Source organism: Novosphingobium sp. Sphag1I (genome assembly GCF_056279125.1).
In genome coordinates this window covers 157846-172625 of record NZ_JBWBQS010000009.1, presented here as the reverse complement: position 1 = coordinate 172625, position 14780 = coordinate 157846, and the positions used below count along the sequence as shown (strand labels likewise).

20 protein-coding genes are annotated in these 14780 nt (G+C 61.8%); 18 read left to right on the top strand and 2 right to left on the bottom strand.

Annotated features, from left to right (window positions below; translation table 11 throughout):
- Positions 1 to 13: 13 nt before the first annotated feature.
- From ctaD to ACZ9HU_RS12460, 14 genes are all read left to right on the top strand, one after another.
- Positions 14 to 1708 carry a cytochrome c oxidase subunit I gene (gene ctaD, locus ACZ9HU_RS12525; protein WP_476105374.1) on the top strand — a complete coding sequence of 565 codons (1695 nt, stop codon included), beginning with the start codon at positions 14 to 16 and terminating at the stop codon, positions 1706 to 1708.
- A gap of 124 nt (positions 1709 to 1832) precedes the next feature.
- On the top strand, positions 1833 to 2774 hold the full coding sequence (locus ACZ9HU_RS12520; protein WP_476105372.1) for a heme o synthase: 942 nt from the start codon (positions 1833 to 1835) through the stop codon (positions 2772 to 2774).
- Complete coding sequence (locus tag ACZ9HU_RS12515; protein ID WP_476105371.1) at positions 2771 to 2899, top strand: hypothetical protein; 129 nt, start codon at positions 2771 to 2773, stop codon at positions 2897 to 2899. The genes ACZ9HU_RS12520 and ACZ9HU_RS12515 overlap by 4 nt, the downstream gene beginning before the upstream one ends.
- Positions 2900 to 2903: 4 nt before the next feature.
- Positions 2904 to 3467: a cytochrome c oxidase assembly protein gene (locus ACZ9HU_RS12510; RefSeq protein ID WP_476105370.1), complete on the top strand. Its 564-nt coding sequence runs from the start codon at positions 2904 to 2906 to the stop codon at positions 3465 to 3467.
- 127 nt (positions 3468 to 3594) lie between these two features.
- Positions 3595 to 4416: a cytochrome c oxidase subunit 3 gene (locus ACZ9HU_RS12505; RefSeq protein ID WP_476105369.1), complete on the top strand. Its 822-nt coding sequence runs from the start codon at positions 3595 to 3597 to the stop codon at positions 4414 to 4416.
- The gene (locus ACZ9HU_RS12500) at positions 4409 to 4810 is read left to right on the top strand and encodes a DUF983 domain-containing protein (RefSeq protein WP_476105368.1); all 402 of its coding nucleotides are present in this window, start codon (positions 4409 to 4411) and stop codon (positions 4808 to 4810) included. The genes ACZ9HU_RS12505 and ACZ9HU_RS12500 overlap by 8 nt, the downstream gene beginning before the upstream one ends.
- Entirely contained in the window at positions 4807 to 5454 is a 648-nt protein-coding gene (locus ACZ9HU_RS12495) for an SURF1 family cytochrome oxidase biogenesis protein (RefSeq protein ID WP_476105366.1), read from the top strand. The genes ACZ9HU_RS12500 and ACZ9HU_RS12495 overlap by 4 nt, the downstream gene beginning before the upstream one ends.
- Before the next feature lie 308 nt (positions 5455 to 5762).
- A complete protein-coding gene (thrC, locus tag ACZ9HU_RS12490) occupies positions 5763 to 7163 on the top strand; it encodes a threonine synthase (protein ID WP_476105365.1) in 1401 nt (466 codons plus the stop codon).
- Entirely contained in the window at positions 7163 to 8047 is an 885-nt protein-coding gene (locus ACZ9HU_RS12485) for a class I SAM-dependent rRNA methyltransferase (protein WP_476105364.1), read from the top strand. Before thrC ends, ACZ9HU_RS12485 begins: the two co-directional genes overlap by 1 nt.
- Positions 8048 to 8362: 315 nt before the next feature.
- Positions 8363 to 8734: a dihydroneopterin aldolase gene (locus ACZ9HU_RS12480; RefSeq protein WP_172341858.1), complete on the top strand. Its 372-nt coding sequence runs from the start codon at positions 8363 to 8365 to the stop codon at positions 8732 to 8734.
- Positions 8721 to 9065 carry a Rossmann fold domain-containing protein gene (locus tag ACZ9HU_RS12475; protein ID WP_476105363.1) on the top strand — a complete coding sequence of 115 codons (345 nt, stop codon included), beginning with the start codon at positions 8721 to 8723 and terminating at the stop codon, positions 9063 to 9065. Before ACZ9HU_RS12480 ends, ACZ9HU_RS12475 begins: the two co-directional genes overlap by 14 nt.
- A 5-nt stretch (positions 9066 to 9070) precedes the next feature.
- On the top strand, positions 9071 to 10069 hold the full coding sequence (gene moaA, locus ACZ9HU_RS12470) for a GTP 3',8-cyclase MoaA (protein ID WP_476105361.1): 999 nt from the start codon (positions 9071 to 9073) through the stop codon (positions 10067 to 10069).
- 2 nt (positions 10070 to 10071) lie between these two features.
- Positions 10072 to 10305, top strand: coding sequence for a MoaD/ThiS family protein (locus ACZ9HU_RS12465; RefSeq protein WP_476105359.1), 234 nt, complete (start codon positions 10072 to 10074; stop codon positions 10303 to 10305).
- Positions 10302 to 10760, top strand: coding sequence for a molybdenum cofactor biosynthesis protein MoaE (locus ACZ9HU_RS12460; RefSeq protein WP_476105358.1), 459 nt, complete (start codon positions 10302 to 10304; stop codon positions 10758 to 10760). Before ACZ9HU_RS12465 ends, ACZ9HU_RS12460 begins: the two co-directional genes overlap by 4 nt.
- Positions 10761 to 10766: 6 nt before the next feature.
- Here ACZ9HU_RS12460 and ACZ9HU_RS12455 read toward each other — a convergent pair whose 3' ends face one another.
- Positions 10767 to 11273 (bottom strand): hypothetical protein, encoded by a 507-nt coding sequence (locus ACZ9HU_RS12455; RefSeq protein WP_476105357.1) that lies wholly within the window; start codon positions 11271 to 11273, stop codon positions 10767 to 10769.
- 378 nt (positions 11274 to 11651) lie between these two features.
- Here ACZ9HU_RS12455 and rplU point away from each other — a divergent pair, with 378 nt between their 5' ends.
- The 4 genes from rplU to ACZ9HU_RS12435 all read left to right on the top strand — a co-directional run bounded on the left by rplU (position 11652) and on the right by ACZ9HU_RS12435 (position 13892).
- On the top strand, positions 11652 to 11954 hold the full coding sequence (rplU, locus tag ACZ9HU_RS12450) for a 50S ribosomal protein L21 (protein WP_168604976.1): 303 nt from the start codon (positions 11652 to 11654) through the stop codon (positions 11952 to 11954).
- An 18-nt stretch (positions 11955 to 11972) separates the two neighbouring features.
- Positions 11973 to 12242 (top strand): 50S ribosomal protein L27, encoded by a 270-nt coding sequence (gene rpmA / locus ACZ9HU_RS12445; RefSeq protein WP_476105355.1) that lies wholly within the window; start codon positions 11973 to 11975, stop codon positions 12240 to 12242.
- Between the two features lie 293 nt (positions 12243 to 12535).
- Positions 12536 to 13105: a GNAT family N-acetyltransferase gene (locus tag ACZ9HU_RS12440; protein ID WP_476105354.1), complete on the top strand. Its 570-nt coding sequence runs from the start codon at positions 12536 to 12538 to the stop codon at positions 13103 to 13105.
- A 178-nt stretch (positions 13106 to 13283) separates the two neighbouring features.
- Positions 13284 to 13892 carry a TetR/AcrR family transcriptional regulator gene (locus ACZ9HU_RS12435; protein ID WP_476105353.1) on the top strand — a complete coding sequence of 203 codons (609 nt, stop codon included), beginning with the start codon at positions 13284 to 13286 and terminating at the stop codon, positions 13890 to 13892.
- Here the strand turns inward: ACZ9HU_RS12435 and ygfZ are convergent.
- A complete protein-coding gene (gene ygfZ / locus ACZ9HU_RS12430; RefSeq protein ID WP_476105351.1) occupies positions 13876 to 14598 on the bottom strand; it encodes a CAF17-like 4Fe-4S cluster assembly/insertion protein YgfZ in 723 nt (240 codons plus the stop codon). The genes ACZ9HU_RS12435 and ygfZ overlap by 17 nt on opposite strands.
- Positions 14599 to 14780: the final 182 nt, after the last annotated feature.

Sequence of the window (14780 nt, the reverse complement as noted above, 5' to 3'; positions counted from 1 at the left end):
GGGCTTGATAGACATGGCTACCATCGCAGACGAATTTCACGCGCATTCCGATGGGCATGTGCATGACCACGACCATGATCACAAGCCGGGCTTTTTCGCTCGCTGGTTCATGTCGACCAACCACAAGGATATTGGCACGCTCTATTTGATCTTTGCCATCACGGCGGGGATCATCGGGGGCGCGATTTCGGGCATCATGCGCGCCGAACTGGCGCATCCGGGCATTCAGTATCTGGGCTTTTTCGCAGAACTGCTGGGCACGAAAAATCCCAGCTTTGACCAGCAACTCCACCTGTGGAACGTGCTGATCACCGCGCATGGCCTGATCATGGTGTTCTTCATGGTCATGCCCGCTATCATCGGCGGCTTTGGCAACTGGTTTGTGCCGATCATGATCGGTGCGCCGGACATGGCCTTTCCGCGCATGAACAACATCTCGTTCTGGCTGACGGTGGCGGGTTTTTGCTCGCTGCTGTGCTCGGCCTTTGTGCCGGGCGGCACGGGGCAGGGCGCAGGGATCGGCTGGACCGCCTATGCGCCGCTCTCGACCTCGGGGTCGCAGGGGCCGGCGGTCGATTTCGCGATCTTCTCGCTGCACCTGTCGGGGGCGGGGTCGATCATGGGGGCGATCAATTTCATCACCACCATTTTCAACATGCGCGCGCCGGGCATGACCCTGCATAAAATGCCGCTGTTCGTGTGGTCGGTGTTGGTCACGGCCTTCCTGTTGCTGTTGGCTCTGCCGGTGCTGGCGGCCGCCATCACGATGCTGCTGACCGACCGCAATTTCCATACCACTTTCTTTGATGCGGCGGGCGGCGGCGATCCCGTGCTGTTCCAGCATCTGTTCTGGTTCTTCGGCCATCCCGAAGTGTACATTATGATCCTGCCCGGTTTCGGCATGATCAGCCAGATCATCTCGACCTTCAGCCGCAAGCCGGTGTTCGGCTATCTGGGCATGGCCTATGCGATGGTGGCGATTGGCGTGGTCGGCTTTGTCGTGTGGGCGCACCATATGTACACCACCGGCCTGTCCGAAGATGTGAAGATGTATTTCACCACCGCCACGATGGTGATCGCGGTGCCCACCGGCATCAAGATTTTCTCGTGGATCGCGACGATGTGGGGCGGTTCGATCCGTTTCACATCGCCCATGGTCTGGGCCATCGGCTTCATCTTCCTGTTCACGGTGGGCGGCGTTACGGGCGTTGAGCTGGCCAATGGCGGCTTGGACGACAATCTTCAGGACACCTATTACGTGGTGGGTCACTTCCACTATGTGCTCTCGCTGGGTGCCGTCACCTCGCTGTTTGCGGGCTTCTATTACTGGTTCCCCAAGATGAGCGGGCGCTGGCATTCGGAAGCTTTGTCCTACCTCCACTTTGCCGTGTTCTTTGTCGGCGTGAACATGATTTTCTTCCCCATGCACTTCCTGGGGATGCAGGGCATGCCGCGCCGCTATCCGGACTTTACGCCTGCCTATGCCTATTGGAACCATATTGCCACGATCGGCTATATGGTGATGGCGGCCTCGATCGGCATCTGGCTGATCAACATCATCTATGCTTTTACCATGGGTAAAAAGGCGGAAGGCAATTACTGGGAGATCGACAATTCGATCGCGACGCTGGAATGGACCTTGTCCAGCCCGCCGCCGTTCCACCAGTTTGAAACCTTGCCGGTGATCAAGGACGAAGGTCACCACTAAAGTCGATCAGGGCGCCCGGGCCGTCCGGGCGCCTGTTTTCCGGCCGCATCCGTCACTTCAGGGGACAGCCATGTCGCTCGTGCTCCCTTTACATCGCGGCGCAATGGGGCAAGGGGGAATGCCCATGAGCACCCCCGCCACACACAACGCCGCCCGACGCCCCGCTGATTGGCGCGATTTCTTTGCGCTGACCAAGCCGCGCGTGATGACTTTGGTGATTTTTACCGGGCTTTGCGGACTGCTGGCCGCGCCGGGGCATATCAATCCGGTGCTTGGTTTTGCGACGATTCTTTGCATCGCGGTGGGCGCGGGCGGGGCGGCGGCGCTGAACCAGTGGTGGGAGGCCGACATTGACGCAGGGATGAAGCGCACCGCCAAACGCCCCCTGCCATCGGGCCGGATGGAGCGCGAATCGGCGCGCGATTTCGGCATGGCGCTTTCGGGCCTGTCGGTGCTGACCATGGGTTTGGCGGCGGGATGGCTTTGTGCGCTCATTCTGGCGGTGTCGATTGTCTATTATTCGCTGGTCTATACGGTGTGGCTGAAACCGCGCACGCCCCAGAACATCGTGATCGGTGGCGGAGCGGGGGCTTTCCCGCCGATGATCGGGTGGGTGGCGGTGACCGGGCATATCACATGGATGCCGGTTCTGTTGTTCATGATCATCTTCATGTGGACGCCGCCGCATTTCTGGGCGCTGGCGCTGTTTGTGAAGACCGATTACGCCAAGGTCGGCATTCCCATGATGCCGGTGGTGGCGGGTGAAAAATCCACGCGGCGCCAGATCTTTGCCTATTCGGTGCTGTTGTTGCCGCTGACGCTTTTGCCGGTGTTCCTGCCCAAGGCGGATGGCGGGCCGGGGTGGATCTATGGCGTGTCGGCAGGGGTGCTTTCCACGCTGTTCCTGTTGCTGGCCATTCGCGTCGGTTTCCGGGAACGCAGCGATGATGACGACCGCATGAAGCCGGAAAAGCAATTGTTCGCTTATTCGGTGCTTTATCTCTTTGCCCTGTTCGCCGCGCTGGTGGCGGATCGTTGGGTGCCGATTATCGGAGGATATTTGTGAGCGAACCCATCGATATGCAGGAGCGCAAGCGGATCATCGCCGGGCGGAACAAGGCTTTGGGGCTGGTGCTGGTCGGGATGGTGGTGCTGTTTTTCGCGATCACCATCGTGAAAATGGGGCACTGATCCGATGTCCGGCCTGACGCAGAGCGATCCGCAGGCCCGCAACCGTCGCGTGGCGATGTTTGCCGGAGCGCTGGCGCTGGGGATGGTCGGATTGGGTTATGCCTCGGTCCCGCTCTATCGCCTGTTTTGTCAGGCGACCGGCTATGGCGGCACCCCGCAAAGGGCCAGCGAGGCGGCGGCGGCGGGTGTCAAGGTCGCTTCGGGGCGGACGATGTCGGTGCGGTTTGACGCCAATGTCGATCCGAACATGCCATGGCAATTCCGCCCGCGCCAGACGACGCAGACCGTGGCGATCGGCGCGCGCACTCTGGCCATTTTTGAAGCGCATAACAAATCGGATCAGGTGATCACCGGGGCGGCCAGTTTCAACGTCGCCCCCGATGAGGCGGCGCGCTATTTCACCAAGGTCGCCTGTTTCTGTTTCACCCAACAGACGCTGCAACCGGGGCAAAGCGTGTCGATGCCGGTCAGCTATTACGTGGACCCCAAGATCCTTGAGGACAAGGATCTGAAAGGTCTTGAGCAGATCACGTTGAGTTACACGTTCCACCGTTCGGCGGGGGGCTGAAATCGACGCTTTTCGGTTGCAAATCAGGCTGGACCGAAGGGCGCAGGAAAGATAGGTTTGCAAACAACAAATGCCGGGCAGAGAGGCCGCAACGGGCCCGCGTTCCGGCGAAAAGGGGATGAATGCGATGGCCGCTGGCAAGACACATGATTATCATATCCTGCCGCCCGATCTGGTGCCTTTGGCTACCACGATTGGTGCTTTCACCTTTACGACGGGCATGGTGCTGAAAATGCACGATATGTCCGGCGGCGCGGTGGTGCCTTGGGCGGGGCTGGCGCTGTTGCTGGCGGCGATGTTCACGTGGTTCAACAAGATCGTGAACGAAGCCCATGCGGGCGATCACACGCCGGTGGTGCAATTGCATCAGCGTTACGGGATGATCCTGTTCATCGCGTCCGAAGTGATGTTCTTTGTCGGCTGGTTCTGGGCCTTCTTTGATTTCTCGCTGTTTCCCTCGACCCTTTCCAAGGCGATTGGCGGACAATGGCCGCCCAAGGAAATGGAAGCCGTCCTTGACGCCTTCGACCTGCCGCTGCTCAACACGATGATCCTGCTGCTGTCGGGTACGACCGTGACATGGGCGCATCACAGTCTGATCCATGGCGACCGGTCGGGCCTGAAAAAGGGCCTGTGGCTGACCATCATTCTGGGCATTTTGTTCAGCAGCCTTCAGGCGTTTGAATATGCCCATGCGCCTTTTGCCTTTGGCAAGAACACCTATGGTTCGGCTTTTTACATGGCCACCGGGTTCCACGGGTTCCACGTGATCGTCGGCACGATCTTCCTCGCGGTGTGTTTGGCGCGCGCCTATCGCGGTGATTTCACCCCGCGTCAGCATTTCGGCTTTGAAGCCGCCGCATGGTATTGGCATTTTGTCGACGTGGTGTGGCTGTTCCTGTTTGTTTGCATCTACATCTGGGGCAACTGGGGCTTTGCGGTTGACTGATCCGCAATCGCCATCCGCATTCGAAGGGCAGCCGGGGATATTCTCGGCTGCCCTGTTTGGTTTGTGTCCGCGTTGCGGGGCCAAGGGGTTGTTTGCCGGCATTGCCCATTTCGCGCCGCGTTGCGGGCGATGCGGGCTGGATTATGGCGCGTTCAATGTGGGCGATGGGCCTGCGGCATTTTTGACCTTTGGTGTTGGCGCGCTGGCGGCGGTTGTGGCGGCTTGGCTGGCGCTGGATGTTGATCCGCCGGTGTGGGTGTATGTCGCGGTGTTGGTGCCGTTGGTGGTTTTGCCCACGCTCTATGGGTTGCGGGTGTCCAAGGCGGCGTTGTTGGCCGCCGAATATCAACGCCGGGCGATGGAAGCCGGGGCAAAGGATATCGATCCGCAATGAATTGGCGCAAATTACCCGTGATCCCCACGCTGCTGGTGCTGGCGGCGGCGGGCTATATGGTCCACCTTGGTTTTTGGCAGTTGGATCGACTGGCCCAAAAAGAGGCCAAGATCGCGCGCTTTTCCGCGGCACAGGGCGATGCAGATATGGTCTCGATCGGCGAGGTGTGGCGGTACAGAGCCTCGGACGCACGCGATTTCCACCGCACCCAATTCTGGTGCCAGCAGGTGTTGCAGATTTCGGCCCAATCAGGGCGTAATGCCGCAGGGCAGGCGGGATGGGCGCATATCGCCCGTTGCCTGACGGCTCCGGTGGACACGCAGGGCTTTCGTCCGACCGAGGCGCCTAAGGGTGTTTTGGCCGATGTCGTTTTGGGATGGAGCAAAAGGCCTGACCCGGTGACATGGGCCGGTGGACAGGTGCGCGGCATGATCGTGCCGGGGGGCGAGTTTGCCCATCATGTCGTGGCCGATCCGGCGCTGGCGGGATTGGCGGCGAATGCGCGGCCCGATCCGCGTGATCTGCCTAACAACCATCTGTCCTATGCGGTGCAGTGGTTCCTTTTCGCGCTGACCGCTCTGGTGATTTATGGGGTGGCGGTGAGGAAGAGGGTGTTGGAGGGGCGGGAGGAAGAAGGGGAGTGATGCGAGGGTCTAGACCCTCGCGCTCCCTTTACTGTCTGCGTTGTGGGTGGGGTTCGGCGTTTTGTGTCGGACGCGATGTTTGAGTTTATAAAGCCTGCGGCGCAATCAGCGCGAGTTCGCCGCGCCGCAGGCAATAACCGCCCCAACCCATAAGGCCCGGTGGCCGGGACAGCGCACTCCCAATAAAGGGATTGCAAAGGGTCGAGACCCTTTGCCCGCCGGAGGCGTCATAAACGCGGCCCGATCCAAAACCCTTGCCCCTGCGGCCCACTGTCGCTAACGCGCAGCCCAAACGGACAGGGAATCCCATGGAATATATCTCCACGCGCGGCAACGCACCGGTTCTTGATTTTGAAGGCGCGACTTTGGCAGGTCTGGCCAGCGACGGCGGGCTTTATGTGCCGCGTGAATGGCCGCGTTTCAGCAAAGACGAGATCGCTGCGCTGGCTGGGCTGCCCTATGCGGAACTGGCAGCCAAGGTGATGGCGCCTTTCGTGGGCGACAGCCTGAGCTATGAGCGTTTGCTCGAGCTTACCACGGCGGCCTATGGTCGTTTTTCGCATGCTGCCGTCACGCCTCTGAAGCAGCTCGATGAGCAGCAGTGGTTGCTTGAACTGTTCCACGGCCCGACGCTGGCGTTCAAGGACGTGGCGCTGCAATTGCTGGGCCTGCTGTTCGAGGAATTCCTTGGCCGCAGCCCGCAGAACCTGACCATCGTGGGTGCGACCAGTGGCGACACCGGCAGCGCGGCGATTGACGCCGTGGCGGGCCGGGCCAAGGTCGACATCTTCATGCTGCACCCCAAGGGCCGCGTGTCGGACGTCCAGCGTCGCCAGATGACCACCGTTCTGGCCCCCAACGTCTATAACATCGCCATCGAGGGCAGCTTCGACGATGCGCAGGCGATGGTGAAGCGCATTTTCAACGACAAGGCCGTCACCGACCGCTTCAACATCGGCGCGGTGAACTCGATCAACTGGGCGCGTCTGATGGCGCAGGTGGTCTATTATTTCGCCGCCGCACTGCAGTTGGGCGCGCCGGAGCGGGAAGTGGCCTTCTCGGTCCCGACCGGCAATTTCGGGGATGTGTTTGCCGGTTATGTCGCGGCGCAAATGGGCCTGCCGATCGCCAAGCTGATCGTCGCCACCAATGTGAATGACATTCTCCACCGTGCGCTCTCGACTGGCGATTATTCTGCCGGGACCGTGACGCCCACCGCCGCGCCCAGCATGGACATTCAGGTGTCCTCGAATTTCGAACGCCTTTTGTTCGATGTCGGCGGCCGCGACGGCGCGGCTTTGGCCCAGCAGATGGCCGGGTTTGAGGCCACCAAGGCGATGACCTTGACCAATGCGCAGCGTGAAGGCGCAGCCGCTTTGTTCGTGTCGGCCCGCGCCGATGCCGACGAAATGGCGCAGGCCATCCGCTGGGGCTGGGAAGCGGCGGGCGAATTGCTCGATCCGCACACCGCCATCGGCATCCACGCCGCGCGTAATGCCGGGATCGCCAAGGGCACCCCGGTGGTCACGCTGGCCACCGCGCATCCGGCCAAGTTCCCCGAAGCGGTCGAGCGCAGCACCGGCCACCGCCCCGGCCTGCCCGAACGCGTGGGCGATCTGTTCGAGCGTGAAGAGCGCTATGCCGAACTGCCCGGCGATTATGACGCGGTCTGCGCCTATGTCGCCGAGCGGGCGACTGCGAAGGCGTAATGGCAGAGCTGATCCACCAGCCCGTATTGCTGACCGGCGAGGGTTGGGCCGATTACGGGCTGGTCGATTCGGGCGCGGGGCGCAAGCTTGAGCGCTATGGGGACTATCGCTTTATCCGCCCAGAACCGCAGGCGCTGTGGCAGCCGCGTCAGAGCGATTGGGACGCCCACGGCGAATTCGTGCCCGGCGCGGATGAAGATGGTGGCGGGCGCTGGAATTACACCAAGCCGGTGCCGCGCGATGGCTGGTCGCTGGGCTGGGGGGATGTAAGTTTTACCGCGCAATGCACGCCGTTTCGCCATCTGGGATTTTTCCCCGACATGGCGCCGGTCTGGGGGTGGATGGGACAGCAATTGGCGGGGCGCAGCGATGCTTCCACGCTCAACCTGTTCGGCTATACCGGCGTCGGCACGCTGGCGCTCAGCCAGTATGGCCCCGTCACCCACGTAGACGCCAGCAAGAAATCGGTGGCCCAAGCCCGCGCCAATGCCGCGCTCTCGGGCATGGAAAGCCGCCCGGTGCGCTGGATCGTCGATGATGCGGCCAAATTCACCGCGCGCGAAGTGCGCCGCGGCAAGCGCTATGACGGCATCATCATGGACCCGCCCAAATTCGGACGCGGCCCGGATGGTGAAGTCTGGCGGCTCGAAGAACACCTGCCCGGCCTGATCCGCGATGCGCGGCAATTGCTGGACAGCGACAGCCGCTATCTCTTCCTGACGGTCTATGCGGTGCGCATGTCCTCGCTTGCCATCGCCGGATTGCTGGACGAGGTCTTTGCCGATCTGCCCGGCTATGTCGAGCATGGCGATCTGTCAGTGCGTGAGGATGATGCGGGGCGCATGTTGCCGACGGCGATCTTTGCGCGGTGGCGTCGGGATTAAGGAAGTTTGCCTCCGGCGGGCAAAGGGCGGGGGCCCTTTGCAAGCCCGTTTTGGGGTGGCGTCAGGTTTGCAAAGTGGCGTTGGACCTATCGGATGAAGGCCTGCGGCGCGGATGGGTTTTGGATATTGGCGCCGCAGGCCTTCATCCGATACCTTGCGTCCGAGACGCGGCGCTTAATCCATGAAGCCACGCCGAACAGTAACGGGCGCGCGAGGGATGAGTCCCTCGCATTTCACCTTTTCTTCTAGACTCCCCGAAAACAACCTGCCATCGGCCCGCGCCAACACCCCCCATCCTTCGTGAGAGCATAGAACGTGGCCGACAGCCTGATCCTTGAAGTGGCCGATTTCGAAGTGGACGTGCTGACCGGCGTCTATTCGGAAGAGACGGGCCAGAAGCAGCCTTTGCGCATCAGCGTGAGCGTGCGTTTGAAGCCCTATGACCGCTATTTGCCCGACACGCCGTTGGGGGCCAGCAAGAATTACATGGACCTGAAATTCGCCGCCAGCGATGCCTTGCCCGAGGGTGTGCATTTCACGCTGATCGAGGCGGTGGCCGATCACATCGTTGAAACGTTGTTCCTTCAGGATGAGCGGGTCGAGGCCGTGACGGTCAAGATCGTTAAGCTGGCCATCAGCGAGGCGGGTGAAAAGATCGGCATGACGCTGACGCGTGAGCGGCGGTAACATGGCGCTTCTGGCCATTGAGGGATTGCCGGCGGCACCTCTGGCCGCGGCGGTGGCGTTTCATGCCGATTGGCTGGCACAGGCCGAGGCTTTGTTGGCGCAGGGCGATCTGGTGATGGTCATGCCTTTGGCGGGGCACGAACATCGTGGGTGGCGTCTGGCGGCGGTGCAGGGGTTGGCGCGTTCCTATGCCCCCGCGCGGGTCAATCTGGTGGAAAGTGATTCGCCCGAAGGAATCGCGGCGGCCCGCGCCTTTTTGGCCAAGGCCCCCGGAATTACCGGCCAAATCCTGAGACTGGATAGCCAAGGCCCCGGAGCGGTGATAGACTGAGCCGCATGAGCCAGCCCTTAGTTGATCAGTTTCAACGCCGGATTTCCTATCTGCGCCTGTCGGTGATTGACCGGTGCGATTTGCGATGCACCTATTGCATGCCCGAGCGGCAGACTTTCCTGCCCAAATCCGAAGTGCTGAGCCTTGAGGAATTGCACAAGCTGGCGCTGGGCTTCATCGGGCGCGGGGTGACCAAAATCCGGCTGACCGGGGGGGAACCTCTGGTGCGGCGTGACATGATCGAACTGGTGCGCGCGATCGGGCGCAAGATTGGTGATGGGCTGGAAGAACTGACCATCACGACCAATGGTACGCGTCTGGCCGAATTCGCCGACGACCTGCGCGAGGCGGGGATACGCCGCGTCAACGTCAGCCTCGACACGCTGGACCGGGAAAAATTTGCCAAGATCGCCCGGCGTGACCAATTGCCGCAGGTGCTTGAAGGCATCGCGGCGGCGCGCGAGGCGGGCCTTTCGGTCAAATTGAACACGGTCGCACTCAAGGGCGAGAATGAGGCCGAGATCGGCGATCTGGTCGCATGGGCACATGGTCAGGGGCATGAGATCACGCTGATCGAGGTAATGCCGTTGGGCGAGGTTGAGGGGGATCGCTACGATCACTATCTGCCGCTGACGCAGGTGCGCAAGGATCTGGAGCAACGCTTTACGCTGGAGGCTGATGGCCATCGCAGCGGCGGTCCGGCGCGTTATTGGCGCGTGGCGGAAACGGGCGGGCGTCTGGGGCTGATCACGCCGCTGACCAGCAATTTCTGTGACGGGTGCAACCGCGTGCGCGTGACCGCGACGGGGCAATTGTTCGCCTGTCTCGGCGGGCGTGAACAGGTCGATCTGCGCGCCGCCTTGCGCAGCGAGGAACCGGAAAGCGCGCTCGAAGCCGCGCTGGACGAGGCCATGCGGATCAAGCCGCAGCGCCACCATTTCGAAATCAACCGCCCCGGCGCAGAGCCTGCCTTGCCGCGCCATATGTCGATGACGGGGGGGTGATCGTGGCAAAATTGGTGTTTCTGGGCAGGCTGGCCGATCTGGCCGGCGGGGCGGAGCGCGATGTGGCGCCCGGTGCTTTGGTGCAGGTTCTCGCCGGATTGGCGCCGGAACTGGCGCAGGCTTTGACCGGGCCGCGTGTGCGTCTGGCGCTCAATGGCGCGTTGGTTCAGGCCGAAGGGTTGGAATTGAAGGCGGGCGATGAACTGGCCTTTCTGCCTCCGGTGAGTGGCGGATGATCGACGTCCAACTGATCGAACAGGCCTTTGACGTCGGTGCCGCGATGCGCGACTTTGCCGCCGCACATCCGCAGTCGGGCGGCGTGGTCAGCTTTCTGGGGCAGGTGAGAGCCGATAATTCTGAACAAGGCGATGAAGTCGAGGCGCTGGAGCTTCAGCATTACGCGCCGCTGACCCTGCCGGGGATGCAGGCGCTGGCCGATGATGTGATGGGGCGCTGGGCGCTGGATGGCCTGATGATCTGGCACCGGGTGGGCGAAATGACGCCGGGTGATCCGATTGTGCTGGTGGCGGCCGCTTCTCGTCATCGGCGTGACGCCTTTGCCGCCACCGATTTCGCGATGGACCATCTCAAGAGTGAGAGTTGGTTCTGGAAGCGCGAAAAGCGGGGCGGGCAATGGGCTTGGGTTGAACCGCGCGAACAGGATTACGCGGATCTGGCGCGCTGGCGCTAAACGGGGTCAGCGTGGCAACTTCGCCCGCGCGGCGGTGAGAACCTTGTCCTGATTGGCCCCCATGGCGAGGATTTTGTCGCGTGCCGCTTCGATCAGCTTGGCCGCAGCGCGGGGTTTGCCGGGATTTTCCGGGGCATGGGCCATGCGGTCCTGCGCATACAATTCGTCGATATCCGCTTCGACAATGCCGAGCGCGCCGCGCAGGCGTTCCAGATCGCTCAGGGCAAGGTTGGCTTGCTGCCATGCCTCGTCACCTGGTCTGGCGCCGCTCGCGGCCTTGAGGGCGCGTTCGGTTGCGGGGCGGGCGGCGTCAAAGGCCTTGTCCGCGTCATGGGCGGCGCGGCGCAGCGAATCGATTCGGGTGTTGATGTCGGCCGGCGTTTGATCCGGGTTGCTGACATCAACCGATGGTTTGGTTGCGGCGGCGGGATATTCTTCGGCCCGGCGCGCCAGCGAAGGATAAGAGGCCGTGCTGCATCCGGTCAGCACCAGGGCGGGAACCAACAAGGCCAAACCGACGAATCGGGGCGTCCCATTGTGCGCCTTTGCGAATCGCCGCGATTGCGGGCTTGTGGATGAAGCGGTTTTTGCGATAGGGCCAAGCATGGTTGCGCCATAGCACGCCTGTTGGCATGCGCCAGAGGGCAGAAATCGGCCCGTGTTTGCCCCAGGTTTGCCGGTCGAAATGGGCCTTTATCGCATCGGGTGCATTGACACGAGTGGGCGGTTGCACTAACGGCGCAGCTTCTTTCCGAACCCTGCTGTGTGTGGTGGGGCTCGGCGCGTCGCTCGCGGCTCCTCGAATGACCGCCATGCCGGGCCAAAGCTCGGCGGCAGGTTTCGGGAAACGCGGCCGGGGCGGCCACGTAATTTTTTGAATGGATTTGTATCATGTTCGCTATCGTGCGCACGGGCGGTAAGCAGTATCGGGTCGCCGCCGGAGACAAGATTGCGGTCGAGAAGCTGGCTGGTGAAGCCGGTGAAACGATCACGTTGGGTGATGTTCTGCTGGCCGGCGAAGAAGGCGTTGTCGCCGACGCTTCGAAGGTTGTCGTTTCGGCTGAAATCATCGCTCAGGCGAAGTCGGAAAAGGTGATCGTTTTCAAGAAGCGTCGCCGTCACAACTATCGTCGCAAGAACGGCCACCGCCAGCTGCTTACGCTGCTGCGCATCGTGTCGGTCGCGGCCGCCTAAGCTCAGGAGTTTTCGACAATGGCACATAAGAAAGCAGGCGGTTCGTCGCGTAACGGTCGCGACTCGCAGTCCAAGCGCCTTGGCGTGAAGAAGTTCGGCAGCCAGCTGGTGATTGGTGGCAACATCATCATCCGTCAGCGCGGCACCAAGGTTTACCCCGGCGCCAACGTTGGCATGGGCAAGGATCACACGCTGTTCTCGCTGATCGAAGGCCGCGTGCGTTTCCACGAAGGCAAGCTCGGCCGCAAATACGTGTCGGTTGACGCTCTGGCCGAAGCCGCCGAGTAAGCGGATGGTCTATTTGGGCCATCCTGATGGGATGGCCCCGCCAAGGTTTTATCGCCTTGGCTGAACGAGGGAGAGGGGCCCGTCCCATCTCCCTCTTTTCGTTTCTCTTCCTCATCCACCGACCGGTGTGGCGCGACAATTTGGTCCGGCGTCAAGCGTCCGCTTGCGCTCGATCAATGCAGCATTGCGTCCGATGCGGTTCAGCATGCGCTGGATTGTGACCGGATCGTCACCACAATGTCACCTGCAGCGGTTAAGAGACCGCGCGGGGATGAGGATTTGGAGCGATAGACATGTTTTTCCGCAGCGAACGGCTGTTTCTGCGGCCTGCGTGGCCAGAAGACTGGAACGCGATTCACGCGGCGATCGATGACGAGGGTATCGTGCGCAATCTGGCGCGCGCGCCTTGGCCCTATACCGAAAATGACGCTCGCTGGTTCGCCAGCCAGCCGCAGGATGAACGCCTGCCGCATTTCCTGATCACGCGCCCCGGCGCCGAAGGCAGCGCGCTGGTCGGTTCGATCGGGTTGAGCGAGGTCGAGGGCGAAGCCAACATCGGTTATTGGATCGCGCGTGCACATTGGGGGCAGGGCTATGCCACCGAGGCTGGGCGGGCGATGCTGGCGCTCGCCCGCGGGCTGGGGCACAAGCGTCTGGTTGGGCGGCATTTTCTGGACAATCCGGCGTCGGGTCTGGTTTTGCGTCGGTTGGGTTTCCGCCCAACGGATGAGCGCGGGCTGATCTTCAGCGCGGGGCGCGGCCGTGCGTGCCCTTCGGTTCGTCTGGAAATTGAATTGGAATCCGAGCAGGGGAATCAGGATGATTCCCCCAATGGAGGTATGGAAGGAAGGCGTGCGGCGTAATCAGAAGTTGCGCCATTCTTGTGAAAATGTCTGACATTACGCAAATCATCTGATGTGCGAATAAAAATTACAGCTTTAGCGGGTCGAAGCTTTCGCTTCTTGCTCGATCGTGCCTGAGCCTATATGGGACTTGGGTGTGATTGTGAGCCCGTTGGCTTGCGCTGTTTGGACAATGGACATGGCCACAAGGAAGCGTCTCTCGCCCGAAGCAAGTCGCAATGCTGCGTTGGAAGCGGCCCGCGATCTGTTGGTGGAACAGGGGCCGCAGGGCGTCACGCTCAAGGCGGTGGCGGCCCGTATCGGGCGTACCCATGCCAATCTTCTGCACCATTTCGGATCGGCGGCGGAACTGCAAAAAGCGCTGGCCGAACATATGGCTGTGTCGATCTGTGCGTCTGTTGCGCGCGCCGTTCTGGCGCAGCGTGACGGCAGCGGGACGGCGCGTGAAGTGGTCGATCTGGCCTTTGACGCGTTTGAAAAGCAGGGCGGCGGTCAGTTGGTAAGCTGGATGCGTCTGATCGGCAATGTCGACGCGCTGGACACGATTGTGCGTTCGATCCACGCCATTGTGGACGAGGTGCATGACGCGGGCGAAGTGTGCATGCGCCATGTGACGCAGACGCTCGTGCTGTTGGCGCTGGGCGATTCGCTGATTGGTGGACCTTTGGCCGATTCGCTGGAAATTGCCCGCGATTCGAGCCGCGAGATGGCCGCCCGCCTGATCGAAACCGAGGCGGTGCGGCTGGGCCTTGTTCCTGTTGAGCGTGCGCTTACGCCTCTGGGTTAAGGCTTTCCGCGCCGAACCATGCCGGGGGTGTGGTAATATCGCCCACCCGCCAATGCTCGACCGACAGGCCAAGCGCGGGATAATCCACGATTCGGCGATCCTCGCGTGATTGCGCGGCGGGCACGACCACCACGCGGCGGTTGACCTTTTGTCGCCAATTCATGCGGGCGGTGTTTTCCTGTCCGACATAGCACCCCTTGGTAAAGGACACGCCGTTCAATTCGACGGCATTGCATTCCAGCCAGAGCAGATCGACGATTTCCGCGCCTTCGGCCACGCCCAGAGCAAGGCGGTGCGCCAGATAGGCCTCATCCACCGCCACTTCACCGCCGGGCGCCAGCCAGCGATAGCCCAGTTCCGCAAGGCGCGGATCAGCGGTTCCGCCCTCCTGCGGCGACAGGCTCCAATGCACGGCCAAAGTTTCATCGCGCGCGATGGCGATGGCGCGGCGCAGGCGATACATCGACAGGCGTTTGACCACGCCATCGGCCTGATCGTGCGCGACATCCAGCAACAGGTCGGCCCCGTCGGCCCAAACGATGAAATCCGCGATCACCTTGCCCTGCGGCGTCAGCAGCGCGGCATAGGTTGGCAGCGCGCCCAGCACGACATCCTGCGTCACCAGCCCTTGCAGGAATTTGCGGACATCTTCCTGCGGGTCGGTTGGCGAGAGGCGGATTACGGCGCGGGTGGCGAGGTGAGTCATGACGCATAGGTGGGGATGAACAGGGGAAAAGGGAAGGGGGTTTTATGCCTCCGACGGGAGTTTTGGGGTGCCTCCGGCGGGCAAAGGGCGGGGGGCCTTTGCAATCCCGTTTTGGGGTGGCGCATGAATGGCTACGCAGCATTTATTGGCATGTTTGGAAAGCCTGCGGCGCGGCAAGGTCG

Coding starts and splice junctions, on each gene's coding strand:
- ctaD (WP_476105374.1), top strand. CDS start 14: ATGGCTACCATCGCAGACGAATTTCACGCGCATTCCGATGGGCATGTG.
- ACZ9HU_RS12520 (WP_476105372.1), top strand. CDS start 1,833: ATGAGCACCCCCGCCACACACAACGCCGCCCGACGCCCCGCTGATTGG.
- ACZ9HU_RS12510 (WP_476105370.1), top strand. CDS start 2,904: ATGTCCGGCCTGACGCAGAGCGATCCGCAGGCCCGCAACCGTCGCGTG.
- ACZ9HU_RS12505 (WP_476105369.1), top strand. CDS start 3,595: ATGGCCGCTGGCAAGACACATGATTATCATATCCTGCCGCCCGATCTG.
- ACZ9HU_RS12495 (WP_476105366.1), top strand. CDS start 4,807: ATGAATTGGCGCAAATTACCCGTGATCCCCACGCTGCTGGTGCTGGCG.
- thrC (WP_476105365.1), top strand. CDS start 5,763: ATGGAATATATCTCCACGCGCGGCAACGCACCGGTTCTTGATTTTGAA.
- ACZ9HU_RS12485 (WP_476105364.1), top strand. CDS start 7,163: ATGGCAGAGCTGATCCACCAGCCCGTATTGCTGACCGGCGAGGGTTGG.
- moaA (WP_476105361.1), top strand. CDS start 9,071: ATGAGCCAGCCCTTAGTTGATCAGTTTCAACGCCGGATTTCCTATCTG.
- ACZ9HU_RS12460 (WP_476105358.1), top strand. CDS start 10,302: ATGATCGACGTCCAACTGATCGAACAGGCCTTTGACGTCGGTGCCGCG.
- rplU (WP_168604976.1), top strand. CDS start 11,652: ATGTTCGCTATCGTGCGCACGGGCGGTAAGCAGTATCGGGTCGCCGCC.
- rpmA (WP_476105355.1), top strand. CDS start 11,973: ATGGCACATAAGAAAGCAGGCGGTTCGTCGCGTAACGGTCGCGACTCG.
- ACZ9HU_RS12440 (WP_476105354.1), top strand. CDS start 12,536: ATGTTTTTCCGCAGCGAACGGCTGTTTCTGCGGCCTGCGTGGCCAGAA.
- ACZ9HU_RS12435 (WP_476105353.1), top strand. CDS start 13,284: ATGGCCACAAGGAAGCGTCTCTCGCCCGAAGCAAGTCGCAATGCTGCG.
- ygfZ (WP_476105351.1), bottom strand. CDS start 14,598: ATGACTCACCTCGCCACCCGCGCCGTAATCCGCCTCTCGCCAACCGAC.